The sequence below is a fragment of the Agrobacterium albertimagni AOL15 genome (genome assembly GCF_000300855.1).
GTDB lineage: Bacteria > Pseudomonadota > Alphaproteobacteria > Rhizobiales > Rhizobiaceae > Allorhizobium > Allorhizobium albertimagni.
Genome location: NZ_ALJF01000010.1, coordinates 128,596 through 153,587 on the forward strand (window position 1 = coordinate 128,596; position 24,992 = coordinate 153,587).

The 24,992-nt window shown below is 61.9% G+C and carries 22 protein-coding genes and 1 other annotated feature; of the genes, 15 read left to right on the forward strand and 7 right to left on the reverse strand.

Going from position 1 to position 24,992, the window contains the following annotated elements:
* Window positions 1-283: 283 nt before the first annotated feature.
* From phnD to QWE_RS12415, 7 genes are all read left to right on the forward strand, one after another.
* Window positions 284-1,237, forward strand: a complete 954-nt coding sequence (phnD, locus tag QWE_RS12385; RefSeq protein ID WP_040300170.1) for a phosphate/phosphite/phosphonate ABC transporter substrate-binding protein — start codon at window positions 284-286, stop codon at window positions 1,235-1,237.
* Window positions 1,238-1,312: 75 nt separating this feature from the next.
* Complete coding sequence (phnC, locus tag QWE_RS12390; protein ID WP_006726473.1) at window positions 1,313-2,152, forward strand: phosphonate ABC transporter ATP-binding protein; 840 nt, start codon at window positions 1,313-1,315, stop codon at window positions 2,150-2,152.
* Window positions 2,149-2,961, forward strand: a complete 813-nt coding sequence (gene phnE / locus QWE_RS12395; RefSeq protein ID WP_006726474.1) for a phosphonate ABC transporter, permease protein PhnE — start codon at window positions 2,149-2,151, stop codon at window positions 2,959-2,961. The genes phnC and phnE (QWE_RS12395) overlap by 4 nt, the downstream gene beginning before the upstream one ends.
* A complete protein-coding gene (gene phnE, locus QWE_RS12400; RefSeq protein WP_006726475.1) occupies window positions 2,961-3,779 on the forward strand; it encodes a phosphonate ABC transporter, permease protein PhnE in 819 nt (272 codons plus the stop codon). The genes phnE (QWE_RS12395) and phnE (QWE_RS12400) overlap by 1 nt, the downstream gene beginning before the upstream one ends.
* 172 nt (window positions 3,780-3,951) lie before the next feature.
* Window positions 3,952-4,003: a sequence feature (sul1 is cis-regulatory element that is thought to sense ions involved in sulfur or methionine metabolism; They are found in Alphaproteobacteria), on the forward strand.
* Between the two features lie 253 nt (window positions 4,004-4,256).
* Window positions 4,257-5,723: a SulP family inorganic anion transporter gene (locus QWE_RS12405; protein WP_202802985.1), complete on the forward strand. Its 1,467-nt coding sequence runs from the start codon at window positions 4,257-4,259 to the stop codon at window positions 5,721-5,723.
* Window positions 5,724-5,738: 15 nt separating this feature from the next.
* Window positions 5,739-6,593, forward strand: a complete 855-nt coding sequence (locus QWE_RS12410) for a universal stress protein (RefSeq protein WP_006726477.1) — start codon at window positions 5,739-5,741, stop codon at window positions 6,591-6,593.
* 149 nt (window positions 6,594-6,742) lie between these two features.
* Window positions 6,743-7,951 carry an MFS transporter gene (locus tag QWE_RS12415; protein WP_006726478.1) on the forward strand — a complete coding sequence of 403 codons (1,209 nt, stop codon included), beginning with the start codon at window positions 6,743-6,745 and terminating at the stop codon, window positions 7,949-7,951.
* An 84-nt stretch (window positions 7,952-8,035) separates the two neighbouring features.
* Here QWE_RS12415 and QWE_RS12420 read toward each other — a convergent pair whose 3' ends face one another.
* The 4 genes from QWE_RS12420 to ugpB form a co-directional block, all read right to left on the reverse strand.
* The gene (locus QWE_RS12420) at window positions 8,036-9,085 is read right to left on the reverse strand and encodes a sn-glycerol-3-phosphate import ATP-binding protein UgpC (RefSeq protein ID WP_006726479.1); all 1,050 of its coding nucleotides are present in this window, start codon (window positions 9,083-9,085) and stop codon (window positions 8,036-8,038) included.
* Complete coding sequence (ugpE, locus tag QWE_RS12425) at window positions 9,085-9,933, reverse strand: sn-glycerol-3-phosphate ABC transporter permease UgpE (protein WP_006726480.1); 849 nt, start codon at window positions 9,931-9,933, stop codon at window positions 9,085-9,087. The genes QWE_RS12420 and ugpE overlap by 1 nt, the downstream gene beginning before the upstream one ends.
* Window positions 9,934-9,942: 9 nt before the next feature.
* The gene (gene ugpA, locus QWE_RS12430) at window positions 9,943-10,824 is read right to left on the reverse strand and encodes a sn-glycerol-3-phosphate ABC transporter permease UgpA (protein ID WP_006726481.1); all 882 of its coding nucleotides are present in this window, start codon (window positions 10,822-10,824) and stop codon (window positions 9,943-9,945) included.
* A gap of 77 nt (window positions 10,825-10,901) precedes the next feature.
* The gene (gene ugpB / locus QWE_RS12435) at window positions 10,902-12,209 is read right to left on the reverse strand and encodes a sn-glycerol-3-phosphate ABC transporter substrate-binding protein UgpB (RefSeq protein WP_006726482.1); all 1,308 of its coding nucleotides are present in this window, start codon (window positions 12,207-12,209) and stop codon (window positions 10,902-10,904) included.
* Window positions 12,210-12,635: 426 nt separating this feature from the next.
* Here ugpB and QWE_RS12440 point away from each other — a divergent pair, with 426 nt between their 5' ends.
* Both QWE_RS12440 and secD read left to right on the forward strand, forming a co-directional pair.
* Window positions 12,636-13,043 carry a hypothetical protein gene (locus QWE_RS12440; RefSeq protein ID WP_006726483.1) on the forward strand — a complete coding sequence of 136 codons (408 nt, stop codon included), beginning with the start codon at window positions 12,636-12,638 and terminating at the stop codon, window positions 13,041-13,043.
* Between the two features lie 84 nt (window positions 13,044-13,127).
* A complete protein-coding gene (gene secD / locus QWE_RS12445; RefSeq protein WP_006726484.1) occupies window positions 13,128-15,644 on the forward strand; it encodes a protein translocase subunit SecD in 2,517 nt (838 codons plus the stop codon).
* 39 nt (window positions 15,645-15,683) lie between these two features.
* Here the strand turns inward: secD and QWE_RS12450 are convergent, their stop codons facing one another.
* Window positions 15,684-15,944, reverse strand: a complete 261-nt coding sequence (locus QWE_RS12450; RefSeq protein ID WP_052018166.1) for a helix-turn-helix domain-containing protein — start codon at window positions 15,942-15,944, stop codon at window positions 15,684-15,686.
* 113 nt (window positions 15,945-16,057) lie between these two features.
* Here QWE_RS12450 and QWE_RS12455 point away from each other — a divergent pair, with 113 nt between their 5' ends.
* From QWE_RS12455 to mnhG, 6 genes are read left to right on the forward strand one after another with little or no spacing between them, the layout of a single operon-like run.
* Complete coding sequence (locus QWE_RS12455) at window positions 16,058-18,979, forward strand: monovalent cation/H+ antiporter subunit A (RefSeq protein WP_338058788.1); 2,922 nt, start codon at window positions 16,058-16,060, stop codon at window positions 18,977-18,979.
* Window positions 18,979-19,311: a Na+/H+ antiporter subunit C gene (locus QWE_RS12460; RefSeq protein ID WP_006726487.1), complete on the forward strand. Its 333-nt coding sequence runs from the start codon at window positions 18,979-18,981 to the stop codon at window positions 19,309-19,311. Before QWE_RS12455 ends, QWE_RS12460 begins: the two co-directional genes overlap by 1 nt.
* Window positions 19,312-19,313: 2 nt before the next feature.
* Window positions 19,314-20,951: a monovalent cation/H+ antiporter subunit D gene (locus tag QWE_RS12465; RefSeq protein WP_006726488.1), complete on the forward strand. Its 1,638-nt coding sequence runs from the start codon at window positions 19,314-19,316 to the stop codon at window positions 20,949-20,951.
* Window positions 20,948-21,424 (forward strand): Na+/H+ antiporter subunit E, encoded by a 477-nt coding sequence (locus QWE_RS12470; protein WP_006726489.1) that lies wholly within the window; start codon window positions 20,948-20,950, stop codon window positions 21,422-21,424. The genes QWE_RS12465 and QWE_RS12470 overlap by 4 nt, the downstream gene beginning before the upstream one ends.
* A complete protein-coding gene (locus tag QWE_RS12475; RefSeq protein ID WP_006726490.1) occupies window positions 21,421-21,702 on the forward strand; it encodes a K+/H+ antiporter subunit F in 282 nt (93 codons plus the stop codon). The genes QWE_RS12470 and QWE_RS12475 overlap by 4 nt, the downstream gene beginning before the upstream one ends.
* Window positions 21,699-22,064, forward strand: coding sequence for a monovalent cation/H(+) antiporter subunit G (gene mnhG, locus QWE_RS12480; protein WP_006726491.1), 366 nt, complete (start codon window positions 21,699-21,701; stop codon window positions 22,062-22,064). Before QWE_RS12475 ends, mnhG begins: the two co-directional genes overlap by 4 nt.
* An 89-nt stretch (window positions 22,065-22,153) precedes the next feature.
* Here mnhG and QWE_RS12485 read toward each other — a convergent pair whose 3' ends face one another.
* Window positions 22,154-23,491, reverse strand: coding sequence for a sigma-54-dependent transcriptional regulator (locus QWE_RS12485; RefSeq protein ID WP_006726492.1), 1,338 nt, complete (start codon window positions 23,489-23,491; stop codon window positions 22,154-22,156).
* Between the two features lie 4 nt (window positions 23,492-23,495).
* Complete coding sequence (locus QWE_RS12490; protein ID WP_006726493.1) at window positions 23,496-24,935, reverse strand: sensor histidine kinase; 1,440 nt, start codon at window positions 24,933-24,935, stop codon at window positions 23,496-23,498.
* Between the last annotated feature and the right edge of the window lie 57 nt (window positions 24,936-24,992).

Genomic DNA, 24,992 nt, shown 5'->3' on the forward strand with positions numbered 1-24,992 from the left:
ACGGCGCCCCCTGCGTTCTCCCGTAGGGCTCTCAAGCTGATCACGGACATATGATTGTGGCACACGGCTCCTTGTAAGGCGCCGCCGGATTGGCGGCGCAGCCTTGGCGCGCCGACTAAACACAAGAACCTCGCCTGTTTCCGGGAGCGCCGCGCAAGGTGGCTGAAGGCAAAAACCTTTGGCGCATCCGTGACTTGTTTCAATCCTGTCACAAAACCTTTGCGGAAATGTCGAATAAGGCTGCGGACACTTGGACCGAACAATGCCCAATCTGGAGATTGCCATGAAGAAGCTTATCGCAGCCCTCGCCATTTCGGTGGCCTTCACCCTGCCGGCCCATGCCGAATTCAAGCTGGACGCCCGCTACGCCGATGCAGATGGCGATATGGTTGCCGATATCCCGACCGATGCAAGCCAGCTCGTCGATCCCGACACGCTGGTCTTTGCTTACACGCCGGTTGAAGATCCGGCCGTTTATGCCGATGTCTGGAAGGGCTTCCTCGACCACCTCGCCGAAAAGACCGGCAAGAAGGTTCAGTTCTTCCCCGTCCAGGAGAATGCCGCTCAGATCGAAGCCATGCGCGCTGGTCGTCTGCATGTCTCCGGCTTCAACACCGGCTCGAACCCGATCGCCGTCGCCTGTGCCGGCTTCCGCCCCTTTGCCATGATGGCGTCGAAGGAAGGTGAGTTCGGCTACGAGATGGAAATCATCACCTATCCGGGCTCCGGCGTCGAAAAGATCGAAGACCTCAAGGGCAAGAAGCTCGCTTTCACCTCCGAGACCTCTAATTCCGGTTTCAAGGCGCCGTCGGCGCTTCTGAAGTCTGAATACAAGCTGGAAGCCGGTACCGATTTCGAACCGGTCTTCTCCGGCAAGCACGACAACTCCGTGCTCGGCGTCGCCAACAAGGACTATCCGGCGGCAGCCGTCGCCAACTCCGTCATGAATCGCATGATTGCCCGTGACGTCGTCAAGGCAGACCAGATCGTCTCGATCTTCAAGTCACAGACCTTCCCGACCACCGGTTACGGTGTTGCCCACAACCTGACGCCGGAACTGCAGGAAAAGATCAAGGACGCCTTCTTCTCGTTCAACTGGGAAGGTTCGGCACTCCTGAAGGAGTTCGAAACCTCCGAGCCGCCGCAGGAAAGCTTCATCCCGATCTCCTTCAAGGACAACTGGGCGGTCATCCGCCAGATCGACGAAGCCAACGGCGTTTCCTACGAGTGCAAGTAAGCGCTTAGCCGTGCCAGGCACCGACCCTTGCCCAAGGGTCGGTGCCTTTCCTGTTTTTGAAATGGAGAATGCCGGATGCTCAGGATTCAGGGACTGACCAAGACCTACAGGACCGGGGATAAGGCCCTGAAAGGCGTCACGCTCGAAGTGCCGGCCGGCCAGGTCGTCGGGCTGATCGGTCCGTCGGGCGCCGGCAAGTCGAGCCTGATCCGCTGCATCAACAGGCTTATCGAGCCGAGCGAAGGTAAGGTGTTCCTGAACTCGCTCGACGTCACCGGTCTGTCGCGCGGTGACCTCCGGCTCGCCCGTCGCCGCATCGGCATGATCTTCCAGGAATACGCTCTGGTCGAGCGGCTGACGGTCATGGAAAACGTGCTGTCCGGCCGGCTTGGCTATGTCCCCTTCTGGCGCAGCTTCTTTCGGCGCTATCCGGAAGAGTATGTCGCCAATGCCTTTGCCCTTCTCGACCGCGTCGGCCTGACCGACCATGCCGACAAGCGCGCCGACGCGCTGTCCGGTGGCCAGCGCCAGCGTGTCGGCATTGCCCGCGCGCTCGAGCAGGACCCCGAGCTGCTGCTGATCGACGAGCCGACCGCATCGCTCGATCCGAAGACGTCGCGCCAGATCATGCGCCTGATCGTCGAGATCTGCCGGGAACGCGAGCTACCGGCGATCATCAACATTCATGACGTTCTCCTCGCACAAGCCTTCGTCGAGCGGATCATCGGTCTGCGGGCCGGTGAAGTCGTCTTTGACGGTCCGCCCGAAGCGCTGGACACCGCAGCCCTGACCCGCATCTATGGCGAGGAAGATTGGGACGCCATGCGCAAGCAGGCCTCCGACGATGCCGAGGAAGAACGTGCGGCCCATGCGGAGCGTCTGCGCGCCGACGAGCGCATGGCAGGTGTCGTGTGACAGCCTCGGTTCGCACCTATCCGACGCAGTGGCGTCGGCCGCCCCTGTTCATCAAGGATCGGACCCTGCGCTGGTTCATCTACGGTGGGTTTCTGGTCTATCTGATCCTCGCCGCCTCGACGGTCGAGGTGAATTGGGCCCGCGCCTATGAAGGTCTCGACCGTGGCTGGCGTTTCCTCCAGGGCTTCCTGGTGCCGGACTTCACCTCGCGCTGGCGTGATATCGTGTCCGGGCTGCAGGAAAGCCTGACGATGACGCTCTGCTCGACGATTGTCGGCATCCTGATCTCGATCCCGATCGGCGTCGGCGCGGCCCGCAACATGGCGCCGGCACCCGTCTATTATGTCTGCCGCTCGATCATCGCCGTATCGCGCGCCTTTCAGGAAATCATCATCGCCATTCTGCTGGTCACGATGTTCGGTTTCGGCCCCTTCGCCGGGTTCCTGACGCTCACCTTCGCCACCATCGGCTTCATCGCCAAACTTCTCGCCGAAGACATCGAGGAGATCGACGAAGCCCAGGCCGAGGCCGTGCGCGCCACCGGTGCCTCCTGGCTGCAACTCGTCAACTACGCGGTCCAGCCTCAGGTCATGCCGCGCCTGATCGGCCTGTCGCTCTATCGTTTCGACATCAATTTCCGGGAATCGGCTGTTATCGGCATCGTCGGTGCCGGCGGCATTGGCGCCACGCTCAACACCTCGATCGATCGATATGAATATGACAGCGCCGGCGCGGTACTGATCCTCATCATCGTCATCGTGATGCTCGCCGAATACGGCTCCGGCCTCATACGCAAACGGATCCAGTGATGCCCATTTCAACGAATTCCGACGGCCGCAAGGTCTGGCAGCATCAGACGACCCGGGCTGAAATCCTGCAATGGGCCGGCTGGCTCGTGCTCGTTGCGCTGTTCATTTTCTGCTGGCAGGTGATGACCAAGGACACGATCTGGGCCTTTGTCTATGACGCGCCCAAGCAGGGCGGCGATCTCCTGGCTCGTGCCTTTCCGCCGCGCTTCGAATATCTGCCGGAACTGCTCGTGCCGCTCTGGGACACGCTCAACATGGCAACGCTCGGCACGCTGGCCGGGACCATCATCGCCGTGCCGATCGCCTTTCTGGCTGCCAGCAACACCACGCCGAGCCGGGTCTTTGTCCGGCCGGTCGCCCTGTTCCTGATCGTTGCCTCGCGTTCGATCAATTCGCTGATCTGGGCCTTGTTGCTGGTCTCGATCCTCGGCCCCGGATTGCTGGCCGGCATCATCGCGATCGCGCTGCGGTCGATCGGTTTCGTCGGCAAGCTGCTTTATGAGGCGATCGAGGAAATCGACGAGAAACAGGTGGAGGCCGTCTCGGCCACGGGTGCAAGCGGGCTGCAGGTCATCGACTATGCGATCGTGCCGCAGGTCCTGCCGTCCTTCCTCGGCATCACCGTGTTTCGCTGGGACATCAATATCCGCGAATCCGCGATCCTCGGTCTGGTCGGCGCGGGTGGCCTTGGCCTCAAGCTGCAATCGTCGCTCAACATGCTCGCCTGGCCGCAGGTGACGATGATTTTCATCGTCATTCTGGGAACGGTTGTCGTGTCGGAATGGGTCTCCGCCAAGGTGCGCAAGGCGATCACCTGATCCTTTGCGTGCTCCAGCGCAGCACCTGTACTCGTGAAGAGAGCCTGAGCCTCAGAGCAAGGCTCAGGCCTGAGTTGAGCCTGATGTATGTTCTAGAGGCGAAGGGCTGGATTCCCCCGGGGGGATTTTCTGCTTGATCTTGAAGGCTTTTGCCGCAATATAGCCGCGATCAACCGGACCCGCGGCGCGGGTGGCTTCTCCGGGCGCCTATCCCCCGGCAACCAGCTAACTCCTGCACATATCTTTCCCGATATCACTGCCGCGAGTCTTCCGATTGGACCTTCCCAATGACCAAGACGGCCTGACCACGCCATAGAACGGACGTTGATGGCCGCGCGGCGCCTGCCGCGCCCACACGCTCACGATCCGTGCGCGCGACGTCACTCACCATTTCGATCTTGAACCCGCCGGTCGGACGGTCTCCCAGGCGTCACCGGCATGGAGAACAGAAACTTGAATCGCGATTTTATTGGAACCATGAAAGCCGAATGGTTCGGCAACATCCGGGCGGATGTCCTGGCCGGTCTCGTCGTGGCGCTCGCCCTCATTCCAGAGGCGATTGCCTTTTCGATCATTGCCGGCGTTGATCCGAAGGTGGGCCTCTACGCCTCCTTCTCGATCGCCGTGCTGATTGCTTTCGTCGGCGGTCGTCCGGGCATGATCTCGGCGGCCACGGCCGCAACCGCCGTTCTGATGGTCACGCTGGTGCGTGATCACGGCCTGCAATATCTGCTGGCAGCCACGGTGCTCGCCGGTCTCCTGCAGATCGTCGCCGGTCTGCTGAAGCTCGGCTACCTGATGCGCTTCGTCTCGAAATCGGTGATGACCGGCTTCGTCAATGCGCTGGCGATCCTGATCTTCATGGCGCAGTTGCCGGAACTGATCGACGTGCCTGTCCTGACCTATATCATGGTCGCAGCCGGTCTCGGGATCATCTATCTCTTCCCATATGTCACCAAGGCAGTGCCGTCGCCGCTCGTCTGCATCGTGGTTCTCACGGCGCTCTCGCTCTGGTTCGGCTTCGATATCCGCACCGTGGGCGACATGGGCGAGTTGCCGTCGACGCTACCGATCTTCCTGATCCCGCAGATCCCGTTCAATCTCGAAACGCTGATGATCATCCTGCCTTATTCCGTCGCAGTCGCAGCGGTCGGCCTGCTGGAATCGCTGATGACGGCGCAGATCGTCGATGATCTGACCGATACGCCGAGCAACAAGAACCGGGAATGCATCGGCCAGGGCATCGCCAACACGGCGACCGGCTTCATCGGCGGCATGGCCGGTTGCGCGATGATCGGCCAGTCGATCATCAACGTGAAGTCGGGCGGTCGCGGACGTCTCTCCACCTTCTGCGCCGGCGTCTTCCTGCTTTTCCTGCTTCTTGTGCTGGGCGATCTCGTCAGCCAGATCCCGATGGCTGCCCTCGTCGCCATCATGATCATGGTCTCGATCGGCACCTTCTCCTGGTCGTCGATCAAGAACCTCAAGGATCATCCGCGCTCGTCGTCGATCGTCATGATCGCCACCGTCGTCGGCGTCGTCTACACCCATAATCTGGCGATCGGCGTACTGATCGGCGTATTGCTCTCTGCTGTGTTCTTCGCCTGGAAGATCTCGCAGATCTTCCGCATCACCTCCATCCTGTCGGCAGACGGAATGCACAGAACCTATACGGTTCAGGGGCAGGTGTTCTTCGCCTCTGTCGAAGACTTCAACAAGGCTTTTGACTTCAAGGAAACGCTCGAGAAGGTCACGATCGACGTCACCCATGCTCATATCTGGGACATTTCCAGTGTTGCAGCCCTCGACATGATCGTTCTCAAGTTCCGCCGTGAAGGCGCCGATGTCGAGATCATCGGCCTCAACGAGGCCAGCGAGACGATCGTCGACAAGCTTGCCATTCACGATAAGCCCGGCGCCATGGAACGCCTGATGGGTCACTGAGGGAGAGATAGAAGAATGACAAGAATACTTGGACTGATCGACGGCTCCGCCTATGCCCAGAGCGTCTGTGATCACATCGCCTGGATTGCGGCCAAGACCGACGTGACCGTCGAACTGCTTCATGTCATCGGTCGCCGCGATCTTTCGAGCGAACCGGTCAACCTCAGCGGCAATATCGGCCTCGGCGCACGCACCGCCTTGCTCCAGGAACTCGCAGAACTCGACGCCCAGAAGGCAAAGGTTGCCCAGGCGCGCGGCCGTCTCCTGCTCGATGAGGCAAAGGCGCGATTGCAGACAGCGGGCGTTGCGAATGTCGAAACCAGGCTTCGCAATGGCGATCTCGTCGACACCGTGCTCGAATTCGAAGCCAATGCCGACATCATCGTCATCGGCAAGCGCGGCGAGGGTGCTGATTTCGCCAAGGGCCATCTCGGCTCCAATCTGGAGCGCGTCGTGCGCTCGACGCAAAAGGCGATCGTGATTGCGTCCCGCGCCTTCAAGCCGGTGGCCAAGCTGCTGATCGCCTATGACGGTGGCAGCATGGCGATGAAGACGGTGGACCATGTGTCCCGCAGCCCCATCCTCGATGGTCTTGGCGTAAAGGTTGTCATGGCCGGCACCGACACGAGCGAGAACCGCAAGAAGCTCGACGACGCAGCGGTGATCCTGAAGGCCGCCGGTTATGCACCTGAAACAGCACTCGTTCAGGGCTCTGCCGACAAGGTGATCTCGGACATGGTCGAGAAGGAAGGTTTCGATCTCCTCGCGATGGGCGCCTACAGCCATTCGCGGCTGCGGTCCCTCTTCATCGGCTCGACCACGACCGAGATGATCCGCTCCTGCAAGGTGCCGGTCGTCATTTTCCGCTGAGAACGGCTGGGGCGGGCAGGTTGCCCGCCCTTTCAATGCAAGATGGCGCCCTGGAACTTGCTGCGCCAAACAGACCATGCTCACCCGTTTCGATCACGTCTTGTCATCGTCCAGGCCCTGCCTCGGGCGCCTCTCCCTTGGAAATGCCAATGGTTCGCAGCTATCTCCAATTCGCCAGCACCAACTGGCAGCAGCTTCTTTTCGGTGCCCTCCTGATGGCACTTTCGAGCTTCGGGCAGACCTATTTCGTATCGGTATCCGGCTCCTACTTCCGGGAGGCATTTCAGCTCAGCGATGGTGGGCTGGGTGCGACCTATGCCGCCGGAACCTTCGCCAGCGCCTTGACGCTCACCTGGGCGGGGAGGCTGATCGACTATACGACCGTGCGGCGCTTCACCTGGGGCGTGGCCGTCTTGCTCGCCACCGCCTGCCTCCTGGTGGCGGTCAGCGCCAATTTCGTGATGCTCGCCTTCGCATTCTATTTCCTGCGCCTCGGCGGACAGGGCCTCATGACCCACACGGCGCTCACCGCAACAGCGCGCGCCTTTCCCCAGGATGCCGGCAAGGCTCTTGGGGTGATCGCGCTTGGTCTGTCCGTCGCTCAGGGTCTGTTTCCGATTGCCGGCGTCACCATGATGGAACATCTCGGCTGGCGCACGGCCTGGGGCGTGAATGCGCTGTTGGTTCTGGCTGGTGTCTCCGTCGCGCTCATCTTTCTGCCGCGCCAGGGAGACAACGCCATCCGAAGCCGGAAAGACCGCTCTGAAGGCAGCGCTTCGAAGAGCCCACCGGTCTGGCGCGATGCCCGCCTTCTGCTCACCCTTCCGGCGATCCTGGCAGGTCCTTTCATCGTCACCGGCTTCTTCTTCCACCAGGCCCGTCTGGCCGAGCAGAAGGGATGGGATCTTGCAACGGTAGCGGCCAGCTTTGCGGTATTCGCGATCGTCCAGGCGATCGCCTCCGTCGTCGTCGGCCCGGTCATCGACAAATTCGGCCCTAGGCGACTATTGCCCTTCTTCCTGCTGCCGCAGGCGCTCGCCATGCTGGTTCTGGGCTTCTTCAGCGCCCCCTGGATCGCGCCCCTCTACATGTTGCTCATGGCAACCTCGATGGCGCTTGCCTCGACGCTGGCCACCGCCTTGTGGGTCGACCTCTTCGGTCCGCTGGAACTTGCACGGGTGCGCTCCTTCGTCGAAGCGGGCACGGTCGTTGCCAGCGGCGCCTCGCCGATCATCATGGGTCTGCTGATCGATGCAGGCGTTTCGCTGGAAAGCCAGGCGCTCGGATGTTTCGCCTATGCCTTGCTGGCCTCGCTCATGGCATCGACGGTCAAGCGGACTTCGAGCACCGAGCTCTGATTGCACGGGCAATCCGGATCTGCGCCGGTTCATCGCCCACTCGAGCGGGGCCGAAAGGCCCCGCTGAGGTTGCGAAGGGTGGCCTCAATTGAGGCGCGCGCCGTCTGCATCGAAGTAGTGCAGGTCCGATGCCTTCGCGCCGATCTGCACCATGTCGTCCATCTCGATCCGCGAGCGACCCGCCACGCGGAAGACGATGTCGCTGCCGTCGGCAAGCGTTCCATGCACGTAGCTCTCGGCGCCGACCAGTTCGACTGCGGCGACCTTGACGCTGGCGGTGAAGATCTCGTCCCCCGAGCCGGCCGTGATCAGGTGGAGGTCTTCCGGGCGAATGCCGAGGGTGGCAGTGCCTGACGGGACCGACGCATCTGACGTCATCGACCAGCTGTCGGTTGCCTTCGTCATCTGCATCAGGTTCATCGAGGGTGAACCGATGAAGGTTGCCACGAAGGTCGTCGCCGGACGCTCGTAAAGCTCGATCGGCGTGCCCACCTGTTCGATACGCCCGGCATTCAGCACCACGAGCCGGTCGGCAAGGGTCATGGCTTCCATCTGGTCATGGGTCACGTAGACACTGGTTGTGGCGAGCGACCGCTGCAGCCGCTTGATCTCGACGCGCATCTGCACGCGCAGCTTCGCATCGAGGTTCGACAGCGGTTCGTCGAAGAGATAGGCCGCCGGTTCGCGGACAATGGCGCGGCCCATGGCAACGCGCTGACGCTGGCCGCCGGAAAGCTGGCGGGGCTTGCGCTCCAGGAACTGCTCGATCTCCAGTGCCTTAGCCGCCTGCTCGATGCGGCGGTCGATCTCGTCCTTCGGCGTGTTGCGGTTCTTCAGACCGTAGGCCAGGTTCTGGCGGACGGTCATGTGTGGATAGAGCGCATAGTTCTGGAACACCATGGCAATGTCGCGCTCGGATGGTTCCAGCTGGTTGACGACCCGGTCGCCGATCGCGATCTCGCCGCCTGAGATGCTCTCAAGGCCGGCAATCATGCGCAACAGCGTGGACTTGCCGCAGCCGGATGGCCCGACGAGAACCACAAGCTCGCCATCGGCGATTTCCAGAGACACGCCTTTGATGGCTTCGACATTGCCATACATCTTGCGGACATCGTTCAAAACAATCTGGGCCATTACTTTTCTGTCTCCACAAGACCTTTGACGAACCATCGCTGCATCAGAACGACAACGATGATGGGAGGGATGATGGCGAGGATCGCCGTAACCATGACGTAATTCCAGGGCGTGGAGGCGTCGGTGAAATCGACCATGCGGCGAAGGCCGATGATGATGGTGTTCATCTTGGCATCGTTCGTGACCAGAAGCGGCCAGAGATACTGGGTCCAACCATAGATGAAGAGGATCACGAAAAGAGCTGCGATGTTGGTCGTCGACAGCGGCAACAGGATGTCCTTCATGAAGCGGAACGGCCCGGCATTATCGATGCGCGCGGCTTCCACCAGCTCGCCCGGTATCGTCAGGAAGAACTGTCGGAACAGGAAGGTTGCCGTCGCCGACGCCATCAGCGGGAGTGTGAGCCCCGCATAGGTGTCGATTAGCCCGAGATCCACGATCACCTTGTAGGTGGGCAGAATGCGCACCTCGACCGGTAGCATCAGGGTGATGAAGATCATCCAGAAGAAGAACATCCGGAACCGGAAGCGGAAGAAGACGATCGCGAAGGCCGAGAGGAACGAGATGATGATCTTGCCGACGGCGATCGCGATCGCGACGACGAAGGAATTGAACAGCAACCGTTCGAGGCTCACGCCGACGACGCGCTCGACGCCGCCGGACATGGCTTCCGTGTAGTTTTCGACCAGATGGTCGCCGGGCAGCAGCGACATCGGCGGCCGGATGATCTCTTGCGAGCTCATCGAGGACGCGATGAAGGTGTAGTAGATCGGAAAGGCAACGACGATGATGCCGATGACGAGGATCAGGTGGCCAATCAGATTGGCGATGGGGCGTTTTTCAATCATGTCCGGTCCTCAGCCGTAATGAACCCGCTTCTCGACGAAGCGGAACTGGAAGGCAGTCAGGCCGATCACGATGATCATCAGGATCACGGACTGCGCTGCGGATGAGCCGAGGTTCAGGTTGACGAAGCCGTCGTTGTAAACCTTGTAGACCAGCGTTTCGGTCGCCTTGGCCGGACCACCACCGGTGACGGCATGGATGATGCCGAAGGTGTCGAAGAAGGCGTAGACGGTGTTCACGACAAGCAGGAAGAAGGTCGTCGGTGCCAGAAGCGGGAAGATGATGGTCCAGAACCGTCGGCTGCCGCGGGCCCCGTCGATGGCGGCCGCTTCGATCAGCGACTTCGGGATCGCCTGGAGGCCGGCAACGAAGAAGAGGAAATTGTAGCTGATCTGCTTCCAGGCGGCGGCAAAGACGATGAGCGCCATGGCCTGATCGCCCTTCAGAAGCGGATCCCAGTCGAAGCCCGTCGAGCGCAAGAGATAGGCAAGCGTTCCCATGGCCGGGTTGAACATGAAGAGCCACAGCATGCCGGCAACGGCAGGTGCCACGGCATAGGGCCAGATCAGCAGCGTGCGGTAGAAGGTCTGACCGCGGACCACCTTGTCGGCAGCCGTCGCCAGAAGCAGCGCGACCGCCATCGAGACGAGAGCCGTCAGCGCGCTGAACACGATCGTCACCTGAAACGCGTGCAGGTAATTCGGATCCGACAGGATGTTGGAGAAATTGGCAAAGCCCACGAAGGTGCTTTTGAGCCCGAACGGATCCTCCCGCAGCATCGATTGGTAGATCGCCTGGCTTGCGGGCCAGAAGAAGAAGACCAGCGTCAGGATGATCTGGGGTGCGAGCAGCAGGTAGGGCAGGATTTTGTTCGGGAAGTGAACCGTGTGCAAGGTGAAGCTCCTCAGCCGGCCAGAGAAAAAGCACTGCCCGCATCATCAGATGCGGGCAGTGTCGTCAGTCGGTCAGATCAGTTGCTGGAGACGGAAGCGATGGCGGCGTTGCCACGCTCGACGATCTTGTCGAGCGTCGTCTTGGCATCCTGCGAGCCGGCCAGCATGGCTTCGAACTCTTCGTTCATGATGTCGCGAACCTGCGGCAGGTTCGGCAGGCGCACGCCCTTGGAGTTTTCGGTCGGTGCCTTGCCGGTCATCTGCAGGATCGGCGTTTCACGCGCCGGGTTCTTTTCGTAGAAGCCCGAGGCCTTGGTCGCCTCGTAGGCTGCATTGGTCACCGGCAGGTAGCCGGAAACCTGGTGCAGGCGTGCCTGGATTTCCGTCTGCGACAGGAAGTTGAAGAACTGGGCGATGCCCTTGTATTCTTCGTCGCTCTTGCCACCGAAGACCCAGAGGCTGGCGCCGCCCGGAATGGTGTTCTGCGGGCCATTGCCTTCGTAGTAGGGAAGCTGGCCGATCCCGTAGTTCATGCCGGACTTCACGATGTCGCCGAGGCCACCGGAGGACTCGGTCATGATCGCGCATTCGCCCGAGAGAAACAGCTGCTTGGCTTCCGAGGTGCGGCCGCCGTAGCGGAACGCGCCGTCCTTGGCCAGGTCGGCGATCGACTGGAAGTGCTGGACGTAGAGATCAGAATTGACGTTCAGTTCGACGGTGCCGCCGGCAAGACCGTTTTCGTTGGTCCCGTAGGAAACGTTGTTCCAGGCGGCGAAGTTCTCGGTCTGGATCCAGGTCAGCCACGTCGACGTCATGCCGCAGGGAGCAGCACCGCTGTCCTTGATCTTGCGTGCGGCTTCGAAGACTTCCGGCCAGGTCTTCGGCGGGTTTTCAGCGTCGAGGCCGGCCTTCGTGAAGGCGTCCTTGTTGTAGTAGAGAACCGGCGAGGACGAATTGTAGGGGAAGGACAGCATGGTGCCGTCCGGCTTCGAATAATAGGCAACGATGCCGGCCAGATAGTCGGACTTGTTGAACTCGAAGCCACCCTTCTGCAGCACCTCTGCGACCGGAACGACAGCGCCTTCAGCGCCCATCATCACGCCCGAACCAGCGTCGAAGACCTGAATGATGGCCGGCGGCTGCTTGGAACGGAATGCGGCGATGCCGGCATTCAGCGTTTCCGGATAGGTGCCCTTGAAGACGGGCGTGATCTTGTACTCGCTCTGGCTTTCGTTGAATTCCTTGGCCAGTTGGTCGACAACTTCGTTATTGGCGCCGGTCATGGCATGCCACCACTGCAGCTCGGTGGCGGCAAAGGCAGAAGAGCCGAAAGAAAGCGAAAGGGCGAGGGTCGCCGCGGATGCAGCGAAACGTTTCGTGGACATGGTGCCTCCCTGATGTTCCACCTGGCCAACGACAGGTTGGCCAGACTAGCCCTACGAAGATCCTCCCAGATCTGCGTGAGCGTGCTTCGTTTGAAGCGTCCCGCATTCAAAACGAAAACATATGAACCCGCAACGAAATTGTGACAGTCGGTTGTCTCGAGCTGTGCACAATCAAAGATCGTGATTGGATGATATTGAAAAGGCGGGCGAAGAGCGGTTCGGCGAGACTTGTGTCGGGTTCTCTCCAGCCGTCATGACCACTTTCGCGGGCGTCGGGTCTGCGGCACTCCCATCACTTACACGTGAAAGCGCGGGTCGTCGTCCTCATCGCGGCTGACGACTACCCCTCCGCCATTGTCTAGCCTCGAGCTTGCCGGCTGGAAATGTGCTTTCGAATGTGTCACATCCATCCCCGGAAGGATGGTCATGGACGATCAAGACTTGAGGCATCATGTGCCGCTTCGGCACCGCGCTCACCTCAAAGCCGTCATTGCAAGTCTGTTTGCCTCGCTGCTCCTGGTGTTCGGCGGCGATGCTTTCGGTCGTCTTCACCACGGATCCTCCAACGCGAGGGTCCTGACCCTCTCGGATGCCGGGCAGCTTGTCGCCGGCGCCGTGAGCGACACGCGCTATGTCAGCGCCTCCGAACGGTCTTCACGACCGAAGCTGAAGCCCGGCGAGGCGGGTGATGGCTTTGTTGTCACCGAGATCCACGCTTTCCAGACGAGCCGTCACGGCGATCTCGTTCAACGGCTCCTTTCCGACCGCGCCGTCATTCGCCCGCCGCTTGCCTATCGGTCGCGCGCACCCCCGACGATACAGCCCTTCGCCTGACCGTTTTGCCGCCATCCTCGTGATGGCTCGAACCGTTTGCGCCACTGCTCGTCAAGCAGCGGCCGCATTATGCTGGATTGTCCAATGAAGAACTCTATCGCCAAGGTGATGGGCTATATGCTCGTCATCGTGCTCGGCCTGCTCGTGGCTCTGCCGAACGTGCTTTCCGACGCAACCCTGTCCCGTTTTCCTTCGTTCATGCCCCACGAGCGCGTCTCTCTCGGTCTCGACCTGCGCGGCGGCTCCCATCTTGTTCTTGAGGTGGATCGTCCTGCCATGGTCGATGAATGGCTCCAGAGCCTCGCCCAGGAAGCGCGCACCACCCTGCTCGAAGCCCGCATCCAGACGCGCAGCATCCGTCGGGAGGACAAGGCCCTCAATGTCACGCTGGCTGATCCAGCCCAACTTGCGGCAGCGAGAGAAGCGCTGGCGGTGCTCAATAACCCTGCCGTCACGGTGACCGGACACGGTCTGCCGGAGCTCGACGTTTCCACAAGCGGCGGCGACAAGCTGCGCATGGCGCCGACCGAACAGGGTATCACCGCGCGCCTCAGCCATGCGGTCGACCAGAGCCTCGAAGTCATCCGCCAGCGTGTCGACCAGGTCGGGGTGGCCGAACCCACCATCCAGCGCGTCGGCGGCGATCGTGTTCTCGTCCAGCTTCCCGGAGAGCAGGATCCGTCACGGCTGCGGGCGCTTCTCGGCACCACCGCGAAGATGAGCTTTCATCTGCTCGGCGAACCGGGTGCCGCAGGGGTCGAGACGTTGAAGGATGACGAAGGTCGCAGCTATCCGGTACAGGCAACGGTCCTGCTGGCCGGTGACCGGCTCACCGATGCGCGCGTCCAGTTCGACCAGCAGGGTGGCGGCCAGCCCGTGGTCTCCTTCCGCTTCGACGGCGTCGGTGCCGACCGCTTCGCCCGGATCACCCGTGACAATGTCGGCCGCCCCTTCGCCATCGTCCTCGATGATAAGGTGTTGAGCGCACCGGTCATCCGCGAACCCATCACCGGCGGCGCCGGGCAGATCTCCGGCGACTTCTCGGTCGATGAGGCCAATACGCTCGCGGCACTCTTGCGCGCCGGTGCGCTGCCAGCCAAGCTCACCGTCATCGAGGAGCGCACCGTCGGCGCCGACCTCGGCGGCGATGCGATCGAAATGGGCATCGCATCGGGTCTTGCCGGCTTCGGCCTCGTCGTCGCCTTCATCGTCGCGCTCTATGGCGCCTGGGGCCTGCTCGCCGTCCTGGCTCTCACGCTGAACGTCATCCTGACCTTCGCAGGATTGACCATCGTCGGGGCGACGCTCACCTTGCCCGGGATCGCCGGGATCGTGCTTGGCATCGGTCTTGCGGTCGATGCGAACGTCTTGATCAACGAACGTATCCGCGAGGAGGCCGCCAAGGGGCGAGGGGCCTTCGCGGCCATCGACCACGGCTTTGCCAAGGCCTATTCGACGATCATCGACAGCAATGTCACGGCGCTGATCGCAACCGTGCTCCTGTTCTGGTTCGGCTCGGGCCCGGTCCGGGGCTTTGCCGTCACCATGGGCCTCGGCATCGCAATCTCGATGTTCACCGCTGTCTCGGTCGTCCGCGTCGCCATGGTCGCCATCGCTCGCCGCTGGAAGCTGAAGACGATCACCATCAAGCCGCTGTTGCCGTTTAAGCTGATCAAGGACGGCACCAGGATCGACTTCATGAAGGCGCGCATGTTCGGCATTGGCGTTTCGGCCTTCCTGTCGATCTCGTCGATCATCCTGTTCATCACGCCCGGCCTCAACTACGGCGTCGATTTCAAGGGCGGCATCCAGCTCGAACTCTCGACAACCGGGCCGGCCGACCTTGGCCGTCTGCGCTCCGGCATCGAAGGGCTGAACCTCGGCGAAGTCGCCTTGCAGGAATTCGGCGACAGCAACCACGTCATGCTGCGCCTCGAGCGGCAGCCGGGGGGAGAGCAGGCCCAGACGGACGCGGTCACCAAGGTCCGCCAGACGATCCAGACGATCGACGCCTCGGCCAGGATTGAGCGGACCGAGGTGGTTGGCCCCAAGGTCAGCGGCGAACTGGCGACGGCGGGACTGACGTCGGTCATCCTCGCGTCGCTGGCGATGCTCGTCTACATCTGGGTGCGCTTCGACTGGCCGTTCGCCGTCGGTGCGATCGCGACCCTGATCCTCGATGTTACGAAGACGATCGGCTTCTTTGCGCTGACAGGGCTCGACTTCAACCTGACGGCGATCGCGGCATTGCTGACGCTGGTCGGCTATTCCGTCAACGACAAGGTGGTGGTCTATGACCGAATGCGCGAGAACATGCGCCTCTACAAGGCGATGCCCTTCCGGGACCTGATCAATCTCTCGATCAACGAGACGCTGGCCCGGAGCCTCTACACGTCTGCGACGGCCTTCCTCGCCATGCTGCCCATGGCGATCTGGGGTGGTAGTGCGGTCGAGAGTTTTGCGGTGCCAATGGTCTTCGGCATCTTCATCGCGGCATCGTCTTCGGTCTTCATTGCCGCGCCGATCGTGTCGTTCCTCGGAGACTGGCGGAGCCGCAGACAGATCCGCAATCAGGAGGCTCTGCAGGTAGAGCCTGTCTGATCAAGACACGAGGCGGGCTGGTTTTATAGCCCGCCTCGTCTAGGCTTCAGGCTGAGAAGAGCAGAAGATGCCGGGAAAACCATTCTCGCTGGTGAAGCGGAGGCCTGCCTTCTCGAATGCCAGTTTAAGCTGCGCCTCGGTCGACCGGTGCACGCCATGGCGCTGGCCTTCGTAGTCACGGATGGTGCTGCGGGAGACAAGCGACTGCAGTGCCAGCTCCTCTTGCGTCCAGCCCAGGTAACCACGGGCCGCACGACAGAGGGCAGGCGAAAAAACAATGTGGTGAGCGGATTGAACCATCATCATAACTGACCATATAAGCGGATATTGACCATTTAGGGTGATTGCAGCGGGTTTTCCAGTCTGCGCTTTTTGTCATCCGAGCAGATTTCGTCGGGGGATATGGATTTGGGATAACGCTGGACGCTTCGAGCCTTTTGCTTCTGCTGCTGGTCCTTCCGTTCGTCGGCAGCCTTGGCTCGGCTTTCATTCTGAACACGACGTCCCGTGATCTTCCGGTCTTCGTCGCGGGCGCCACGACGCTCCTGACCCTGATCCTCACGGCATCGGCCTATCCCTTCGTGACGCAGAACGGCGTCCTGCGGTTCACGGCCGTATGGCTGCCGCAGGTCGGGCTGGATTTCTCGCTGCGGCTCGATGGCTTCGCCTGGATCTTTTCCATGCTGGTCACGTCGATCGGCTTTCTCGTCATCCTTTATGCCCGCTACTATATGGGCAAGGACGACCCCATCCCGCGTTTCTTCTCCTTTCTGCTGGCCTTCATGGGGGCGATGCTCGGCATCATCGTCTCCGGCAATGTCATCCTGCTCTCGATCTTCTGGGAACTGACCAGCATCTTCTCATTCCTGCTGATCAGCTACTGGCACACCAATGCCGCAGCCCGCGACGGTGCGCGCATGGCCCTGACCATCACCGGGATCGGTGGCTTCTGCCTGCTGATCGGCATGCTCCTCCTCGGCAAGATCGTCGGTAGCTACGATCTCGACAAGATCCTCGCCTCGGGCCAGCTGGTGCGCGAGCATCCGCTCTATTTGCCGACGCTGATCTTCATCCTGCTCGGTGCCTTGACGAAGAGCGCCCAGTTCCCGTTCCATTTCTGGCTGCCCAATGCGATGGCAGCCCCCACGCCGGTCTCCGCCTTCCTGCATTCCGCAACCATGGTGAAGGCGGGCGTCTTCCTGCTCGTGCGCTTCTGGCCGGTGCTGTCGGGGACCTATGAGTGGTTCATTATCGTCGGCCTGGCCGGCATCTCGACCCTGCTGCTCGGCGCCTTCCTGGCAATGTTCCAGCGGGACCTGAAGGGCTTGCTCGCCTACTCGACAATCAGCCATCTCGGTCTGATCACGACGCTCCTCAGTCTCGGAAGTCCATTGTCGACGGTGGCGGCGATCTTCCACATGCTCAACCACGCGACCTTCAAGGCCTCCCTCTTCATGGCGGCCGGGATCATCGATCACGAGACGGGCACGCGTGACATGCAGCGGCTGAGCGGCCTCTACCGCTTCATGCCGGCAACGGCCACACTGGCCATGGTCGCGAGTGCTGCCATGGCCGGCGTGCCTCTGCTGAACGGGTTTCTCTCCAAGGAGATGTTCTTTGCGGAAGCCGTCGAGACCCATGCGGATTCCTGGCTCGATGTGATCCTGCCCTATGTCGCGACGCTCGCCGGCGTCTTCAGCGTCGTCTATTCGCTCCGCTTCATCCACACGGTCTTCTTCGGCCCCCTGCCGAAGGATCTCCCCAAACAGACGCCGCATGAGCCGCCGCGCTGGATGCGTGTTCCCATCGAGATCCTCGTGGTGGTCTGCCTCATCGTCGGCATCGTGCCCGCCCTTTCCATCGGCCCGTTCCTGCAGACGGCCGTTGAGAGCGTGCTGGGTGACCAAACCCCGGAATACAGCTTGAGCGTCTGGCACGGCTTCAACGTACCGCTGCTGATGAGCCTGGTCGCTCTGCTTGGTGGTATCGTGCTCTATGTCGCGATGCGGGATTATCTGTCGCGTTGCGAGGATGGGCCCCCCTATCTCCGTCGTCTGCGTGGCCAGCGCCTGTTCGAACGGGTCCTGGTCACAGTCTCATGGCGCTGGGCGCGTCTCGCGGAAAGCCGGCTCGGCACCCGCAATCTGCAGCCGCAACTGCGCTGGATCGTGGTCAGCGGTTTTGTCGCGGCAACCCTGCCGCTTTACTTTTCGGGCTTCGAACGCCGGCCGATCGTCTTTTCCGCCATCGATCCGGCCTTCGGCCTTCTCTGGCTGGTCGGCATGGCGCTTGCGATCGGCGCTGCGGTTTCCGCCAAATACCATCGTCTAGCAGCCCTCATCATGCTCGGCGGGGTGGGGCTGATCGTCTGCATGACCTTCGTCTGGCTGTCTGCGCCTGACCTTGCGATCACCCAGTTGCTGGTGGAGATCGTCACGACGGTTCTGATCCTTCTCGGCTTGCGCTGGTTGCCGAAGCGCAGCCCCGACCGAGGCGAGATCATGACCCTGAAAAGTCGGTTCCGGCGTTTCCGCGATCTTTCACTGGCGATCGCCTGCGGCATCGGCATGTCGGTTGTTGCCTTCACGGTGATGACCATGCCGGTGCCGGATGCCATTGCCACCTACTTCCTTGAGAACGCCTACACCCAGGGCGGCGGACGCAATGTCGTCAATGTCATCCTGGTCGACTTCCGGGCCTTCGACACGCTGGGAGAGATTGCCGTGCTCGGCATCGTCGGCCTGACCGTCTATGGCCTGTTGCGCCGTTTCCGTCCGGCTGATGACAGCATGGCGCTGCCCGAGCAGCAGGTCAGCCAGAACCGCTTCGATGCGGACCAGCCGGAGCGCTCGCCGGGCGACATGATGCGCGACTATCTGCTCGTGCCTTCGGTGCTGATGCAGTGGCTCTTCCCGGTCATCATCACGCTTTCCGTCTATCTCTTCATGCGTGGTCACGACATGCCCGGCGGCGGCTTCTCGGCCGGTCTGACATTGTCGATCGCCTTCCTGCTGCAATATCTGGCGGGCGGCACGCGCTGGGCGGAAGATCGCATCCGCATCCTGCCGCTGCGCTGGATGGGAGCCGGCATTCTCACGGCGTCGGCCACGGGTATCGGGGCATGGCTTCTCGGCTATCCCTTCCTCACCTCGCATTTCCGCTATCTGGAAATACCCCTCATCGGCAAGGTTCCCGCGGCCTCGGCGCTTCTCTTCGATCTCGGCGTCTTTTCGCTGGTGGTCGGCGCGACGGTGCTGATCCTCACGGCGCTCGCCCACCAGTCGATCCGCATCAACCGCTTGAGAGCACTGGAAGCCAAGGGGGAGAAGCGCTGATGGAAATCATCCTGTCGCTCGCCATCGGACTGATGACCACCTGTGGCGTCTGGCTCATCCTGCGTCCGCGCACCTATCAGGTGATCATCGGACTGTCGCTGCTGTCCTACGCAGTGAACCTCTTCATCTTCGGCGTGGGCGGGGTGAAGAGCAACATGCCGCCGATCCTCGAGGATGGCGTCGTGTCGACGACGCTGAGCGATCCCGTGCCCCAGGCCCTGGTGCTGACCGCCATCGTCATCGGCTTTGCCACAACGGCTCTTTTCCTCGTCGTGCTGCTCGCCGCCCGCGGACTGACTGGCAATGACCATGTCGACGGGAGGAACGAGTAACCGTGATCGCCTGGAGCCACCACCTCATCGTCACCCCGATCCTCCTGCCGATGATGACGGCAGCGATCCTGCTGTTCATCGACGAACGCAACAGGACGACCAAGGCGCTGGTCAGCCTGACGGCGACGGTTCTGCTGCTCGCGAATGCACTCGTTCTCTTCCTGATCGAGAGCGGACCGAACAGTTTCGACAATGTCTATCTGCTCGGCAACTGGGCCGCCCCCTTCGGCGTCGTGCTCGTCATCGACGGGCTTTCGGCGATGATGCTGTTGCTGACCGCGGTCCTCGCCATCGCCGCACTGGTTTTCTCCATGGCCAAGTGGCATGCCGTCGGAGCCCATTTCCACACCCTGTTCCAGCTCTTGCTGGTTGGCGTCAACGGCGCGCTGCTGACCGGCGACCTGTTCAATCTCTTCGTTTTTTTTGAAGTCATGCTGGCAGCCTCTTATGGATTGCTGCTGCACGGCACGGGCACGCTGCGCGTCAAGTCCGGGCTCCACTACATCGCCGTCAATCTGGTCGCTGCCCTCTTCTTCCTGATCGGGGTCAGCCTCGTCTACGGAACCGCCGGCACGCTGAACATGGCCGACCTTGCCCTGCGCATGCCGGAAATGGAGCCAGACCGATTGATCCTGATGGAAGCTGGCGCTGCGGTGCTGGGCGTCGCCTTCCTGATCAAGGTCGGCATGTGGCCGCTCTGCTTCTGGCTGCCGACCGCCTACAGTGCCGCTTCCGCCCCGGTGGCGGGCATGTTCGCGATCCTGAGCAAAGTCGGCATCTACGTTATCCTGCGCCTGACCATGCTTCTCTTCGGTGATGGTCCCTCGGCCGGTTTCGGGGCGGAGGTCCTTCTGCTCGGCGGCATGGCGACGCTCGTCTTCGGCACCATCGGCGTTCTCGCATCCCAGGCCCTCGGGCGTCTAGCCGGCTATTCGGTCCTCGTCTCGTCGGGCACGCTTTTGATGGTGCTCGGCATCAATGATGGCGTCGTCTCCTCCGGTGCCCTGCTTTATCTCGTCAGTTCCACACTGACGATCAGCGCCTTCTTCATGCTGATCGAACTGGTGGAGCGCGGACAGGATGCTGGCGCGAACGTCCTTGCCGTCACGATGGAGGCCTATGGCGACGGCGAGGAGGCGGACATGGAGGACGGCGAGGGCACGACCATGCCCGGGACCATGGCGATCCTCGGTATCTGCTTTGCCGCCTGCGGCATCCTGCTTGCCGGCCTGCCGCCGCTGTCGGGCTTCATCGCCAAGTTCGCCATGCTGTCTGCCATGATGGGCACGGGCTCGATCGGGACGACACCGGATATTGCCGTCTGGACCCTGATCGTGCTGGTCATTCTCTCAGGTGTCGCGGCCCTGATCTCCATGACCCGTGCGGGCATCCGAACCTTCTGGGGATCGATCGAAGGGGCGGTGCCGCGCGTCCTCGTGGTGGAACTGGTTCCTGTCATGCTGCTGCTCTCGATCACACTGGGGCTGACCATCAAGGCAGGACCGGCGATGACCTACATGGACACGACGATCCGGACACTCTCCAACCCGTCCGCTTACATCGACGCGGTGCGCGATGCCTATGTGGTACAGGACCAAAGCCCTTCCGACGCCAAAGCTGACGGAGGAAGCGCGCCATGATCCCTCATCCGCTTCTCAGCATGGCGCTGCTTCTGATGTGGCTGCTGCTCAACGACTTCACGCTCGGCCATCTTGTCCTCGGTTCGGTCGTGGCGATCTTCGGCGGCTGGGCCATGGCCTCGCTCAGACCCGACAAGCCGAAGATGAAGAAGTGGTATCTGCTGCCGAAGCTTTTTCTGATCGTCTTCGTCGACATCATCCGCTCGAATCTTGCCGTCGCCCTGCTGATGATCAGCGGCAAGCGCCGGAAACAGACCTCGGGCTTCATCACGGTCCCGCTCGAAATCGAGCATCCGACCGCGCTTGCCATCATGGCCGTCATCCTCACGAGCACGCCGGGCTCGGCCTGGCTCGCCTATGATGAACGCAGGAAGACCGTCCTGATCCATGTTCTGGACCTGATCGACGAGGAACAATGGATCGAAAACATCAAGCATCGATACGAACGCCTGTTGCTGGAGATCATCGAATGAGTGCCATCATTCTTTTCACCGCCGTCTCGATTACCCTGGTGCTGCTCGGGCTCGCCTTGATCATCGCGGCCGTACGCATCTTCATCGGCCCGCGTGCCCAGGATCGCATCCTTGCCCTTGATGCAAGCTATGTGATCGCCATGTTGATGCTCGTCACCTTCGGGATCGGCAGCGGCCGCTCGGTCTATTTCGAGGCAGCCCTCGTGATTAGCTTGTTGGGCTTCGTGGCGACCGTGGCGCTCGCCAAGTTCCTCATGCGCGGAGAGGTGATCGAATGACCATGCCAGTCGCCGATCTTCCGCTGTGGGTGGTGATCGCGGTCTCCACCTTTCTGCTCCTCGGCTCGGGCTTGACGTTGCTCGGTGCCATCGGGCTGTTGCGTCTGCCCACCTTCTATCAGCGGATCCATGCGCCGACCCTCGGCACGAGTTGGGGCACGGGCGCAATCATGCTGGCGTCGATCCTCTATTTCTCGATCGTCGGTTCGCGCGCCGTTTTGCACGAGATCCTCATCGGTGTCTTTGTGACGCTGACAACGCCGGTCACCCTCATCCTGCTGGCAAGAGCCGCACTGCACCGCGACCGTGCTGAGGGCAACGACACCGTCCCATCGGCCAATCCCCCGCAAGACCAGCCCTGAACTTTCCCCTGAGAGACATGCCCGACCGTTGGCGCGCAGAGCGGCACGGTGCCTTCGACCGCCCCGAAGTCAGAGCAAGGCAAGCCGTTTCAGGTGTCGTCCGGTCCGATATTCAGTCGCCGCATCTTTTCCCACAAGGTCGTTCGCGACACGCCCAGTGTTTCGGCGGCTTCCTTGGGCGATCCGTCGGCGCGTGCCAGGGCAGCCTTGATATGGGCACGTTCGGCGGCGTCACGCACGTCCGCGAGTGTGGCATTCACGTCTGGAGTGCTGCCAAAGCCCATGTCCGTTGCGACCAGACCTTCGGGGAACAGCTCCGCCTCGGACAAGACATGACCGTCACCCATGGCAACGGCGCGGTCGACGCGGTTGATCAGCTCGCGGATGTTGCCGGGCCAGCGGTGGCGCTTGGCAGCCTCATGCGCCGCCGCGTCGACGACGATGCAGCCGTGTCCCAGCCGCGCTGCCGCAGCAGATGCGAAGCTCTCGAGCAGCGACGGCAACTCTTCCCGTCTTTCCCTGAGCGGCGGAAGCTTGCAGGCAATGACGTTGATGCGGAACCAGAGATCCTCGCGGAACTGGCCATCTGCCACCATGGCGCCGAGATCCTTGTTGGTGGCGCAGACGAGGCGTGCTCCGAATTTGCGTGTCTCGCTTCCGCCGAGCCGGCGGAACTCCCGCGTTTCCAAAACGCGCAGCAACTTCACCTGCAGAACTGGGGAAAGATCGCCGATCTCGTCCAGAAACAGCGTGCCCTCGTCCGCCTCTTCGAAAAAGCCGCGATGCATGCCCGAAGCGCCGGTAAAGGAGCCGCGCTCGTGACCGAAAAGCAGGGAGTCCGCGAGCTCCGCCGGCAGGGCACCGCAGTTGACGGGGACAAAGGGCAGGGTCTTGCGCGAACCGGCCTCATGCACATAGCGGGCCGCAACTTCCTTGCCGGTGCCCGTCTCACCGAGGATCAGAACCGGAAGATCGATGTCTGCGGCACGTAGCAGTGTCGCGCCGATCTTGCGCATCGCATTGCTGCCGGAAAACGCAGCACCAACCTGTGGCCCGCTGCTCGTGCGGCGGCTGATACCCTGCAAGGTCTCGACAAGCCTGTCGAGGTCGAAGGGCTTGCTGACGTAGTCGACCGCGCCGTCCCGCACCAGCCGAACGGCCTGGTCGATATCGCCATAGGCCGTCATGAAGATGACCGGGACCAGTCCGAAACGTTCGAAATGCCGGCGCATGATGGTCTCGCCGTCGCCATCTGGCAGACGGATATCCGACAGGATGATGTCGGGTGCTGCGCCCTTCAGCGCTGCATCGGCTTCCGCTGCCGAGCGCGCCCATCTGACGGTGAAGCCTTCCAGGACCAGCCTCTGTTGCAGCGACACGCCGAGCGTCGCGTCGTCCTCGACCACCAGTATGCGACCTGCCGTCATGATGTCATGTCTCCGCTCCGCCCTTCTGCGCCGTCACCAGCGTCAGCTGGACATTGGTTCCCGTGCTGTCGCTGCGGATCGACAAATCGGCTCCCATTCGCTCCACCAGGGAGGCCACGATCCAGATCCCGATGCTGCGCTCCACGGGGATATCGTTGACACGGCCCGAAATCATCGCGGCGACGATCTCGGGCGGCATCCCCGGTCCTTCGTCAGCGACGCTGAGGACCACCGTCTGGGCATCCTTGCGCGTGAGAGAAACGGTGACAGTCGATCCGGGCGGCGACGCCCTGACCGCATTCAGCATCAGGTTGATCAGGATCTGGCGCAGGGCATCGACGTCGACCCAAAATTCGGTCGGCTCCTCGAAGGTCCAGGCAAGCCCAACGCCGGCACGGCCGGCTTCCGGAGCGATCAGGATCTCGAGGTCGCGAATATCCTGAGCGGTGATCATTCTGGAACCGGACCGCCGACGATAGGTGGAGAGCGTCACGTCGACCACGCGGCCGATACTGTCGAGGCCGTTCTCCAGAAATGCCAGCGTTTCCTGCCGCACATCCTCGCGGTCGCCAAAGCGCTTGAGCGTGGATATCCCGTTCTTCAGCCCGGCCAGCGGATTGCGCACCTCATGCGCGATGCTGGCTGCCATGCGTGCCAGCAGCCCGTCACGTTCCTGCTGTGCCATCTGTTCGAGGATGGTGACCCTTTGGGCTTCCGATTGCTCGCGCATCGCCAGAGCCGCTTCTAGTTGGCGCAATTCGTTGCCGCGGCGCCAGTCGGCCCCGTTCGTCGAGGAGCCCGCCGCATCCGCCAGTCGGTCAATGAACCCGTCGAGCGGTTTGAGCGAGCGCCTTGTCACGGCGTAAGCCGCAGCCGCAGCGATGATGGCCACCAGGATATCGATGCCCAGTGCGGCGTTGGACGCTGCATCGCTGGCGGCCTCGAGCGGCTGCGTGTCGAATGTCGCAGCGAGATAGAGACGTCCCTCGGCCATTCCATAACTGCGTGCGACCAGAAGAACGGATCTGTCCGGAACCAGTTGCGCGCTGACATCGTCGGGGTCGCTGGCTTGGGCCCCAGTCAAGGCGGCGTCTAGGAGATCTCCATCGCTCTCGGCGAGCGCCACCGTGATCGCCTGGCCCGATGGATCGGTCCATCTTGCGGCAATGCTCTCTTCGAGAAGCGCGGTGCGAAACTCGAGCGACGCCGCCAGGGTCCGCTGCACGGATTGTCGAGCATCGGTCTCCTTGATTTCGGCCGCGATGTTGCCGGCGACGGCATCGAGGAAGACCAGCGCCTGATCGCGCAGACCCGTCTCGTTGCTCGACCGCAGAGCCATGATGCCGATCTGCGTCGTGCCGACCGCCACCAGGAACATCGCGACTGCCACAAACAGTGGCAGCGCGACGGAGAGAGGCAGTTTGGGACGCGAAAGTGAGGACATGCAGACTGATTAGACCAAGTCGCGCTTTGCCTGCCAGCACATAATTCTTGAGCGAGC

Excerpts from the sequence above, each read along its gene's own strand:
- mnhG (WP_006726491.1), top strand. The coding sequence starts at position 21,699 with ATGACCATGCCAGTCGCCGATCTTCCGCTGTGGGTGGTGATCGCGGTC.
- QWE_RS12460 (WP_006726487.1), top strand. The coding sequence starts at position 18,979 with ATGGAAATCATCCTGTCGCTCGCCATCGGACTGATGACCACCTGTGGC.
- ugpE (WP_006726480.1), bottom strand. The coding sequence starts at position 9,933 with ATGATTGAAAAACGCCCCATCGCCAATCTGATTGGCCACCTGATCCTC.
- secD (WP_006726484.1), top strand. The coding sequence starts at position 13,128 with ATGAAGAACTCTATCGCCAAGGTGATGGGCTATATGCTCGTCATCGTG.
- QWE_RS12440 (WP_006726483.1), top strand. The coding sequence starts at position 12,636 with ATGGACGATCAAGACTTGAGGCATCATGTGCCGCTTCGGCACCGCGCT.
- QWE_RS12410 (WP_006726477.1), top strand. The coding sequence starts at position 5,739 with ATGACAAGAATACTTGGACTGATCGACGGCTCCGCCTATGCCCAGAGC.
- ugpB (WP_006726482.1), bottom strand. The coding sequence starts at position 12,209 with ATGTCCACGAAACGTTTCGCTGCATCCGCGGCGACCCTCGCCCTTTCG.
- phnE (WP_006726475.1), top strand. The coding sequence starts at position 2,961 with ATGCCCATTTCAACGAATTCCGACGGCCGCAAGGTCTGGCAGCATCAG.
- phnC (WP_006726473.1), top strand. The coding sequence starts at position 1,313 with ATGCTCAGGATTCAGGGACTGACCAAGACCTACAGGACCGGGGATAAG.
- QWE_RS12490 (WP_006726493.1), bottom strand. The coding sequence starts at position 24,935 with ATGTCCTCACTTTCGCGTCCCAAACTGCCTCTCTCCGTCGCGCTGCCA.
- QWE_RS12485 (WP_006726492.1), bottom strand. The coding sequence starts at position 23,491 with ATGACGGCAGGTCGCATACTGGTGGTCGAGGACGACGCGACGCTCGGC.
- QWE_RS12450 (WP_052018166.1), bottom strand. The coding sequence starts at position 15,944 with ATGGTTCAATCCGCTCACCACATTGTTTTTTCGCCTGCCCTCTGTCGT.
- phnD (WP_040300170.1), top strand. The coding sequence starts at position 284 with ATGAAGAAGCTTATCGCAGCCCTCGCCATTTCGGTGGCCTTCACCCTG.
- QWE_RS12470 (WP_006726489.1), top strand. The coding sequence starts at position 20,948 with ATGATCCCTCATCCGCTTCTCAGCATGGCGCTGCTTCTGATGTGGCTG.
- QWE_RS12420 (WP_006726479.1), bottom strand. The coding sequence starts at position 9,085 with ATGGCCCAGATTGTTTTGAACGATGTCCGCAAGATGTATGGCAATGTC.
- QWE_RS12405 (WP_202802985.1), top strand. The coding sequence starts at position 4,257 with ATGAAAGCCGAATGGTTCGGCAACATCCGGGCGGATGTCCTGGCCGGT.
- QWE_RS12475 (WP_006726490.1), top strand. The coding sequence starts at position 21,421 with ATGAGTGCCATCATTCTTTTCACCGCCGTCTCGATTACCCTGGTGCTG.
- QWE_RS12415 (WP_006726478.1), top strand. The coding sequence starts at position 6,743 with ATGGTTCGCAGCTATCTCCAATTCGCCAGCACCAACTGGCAGCAGCTT.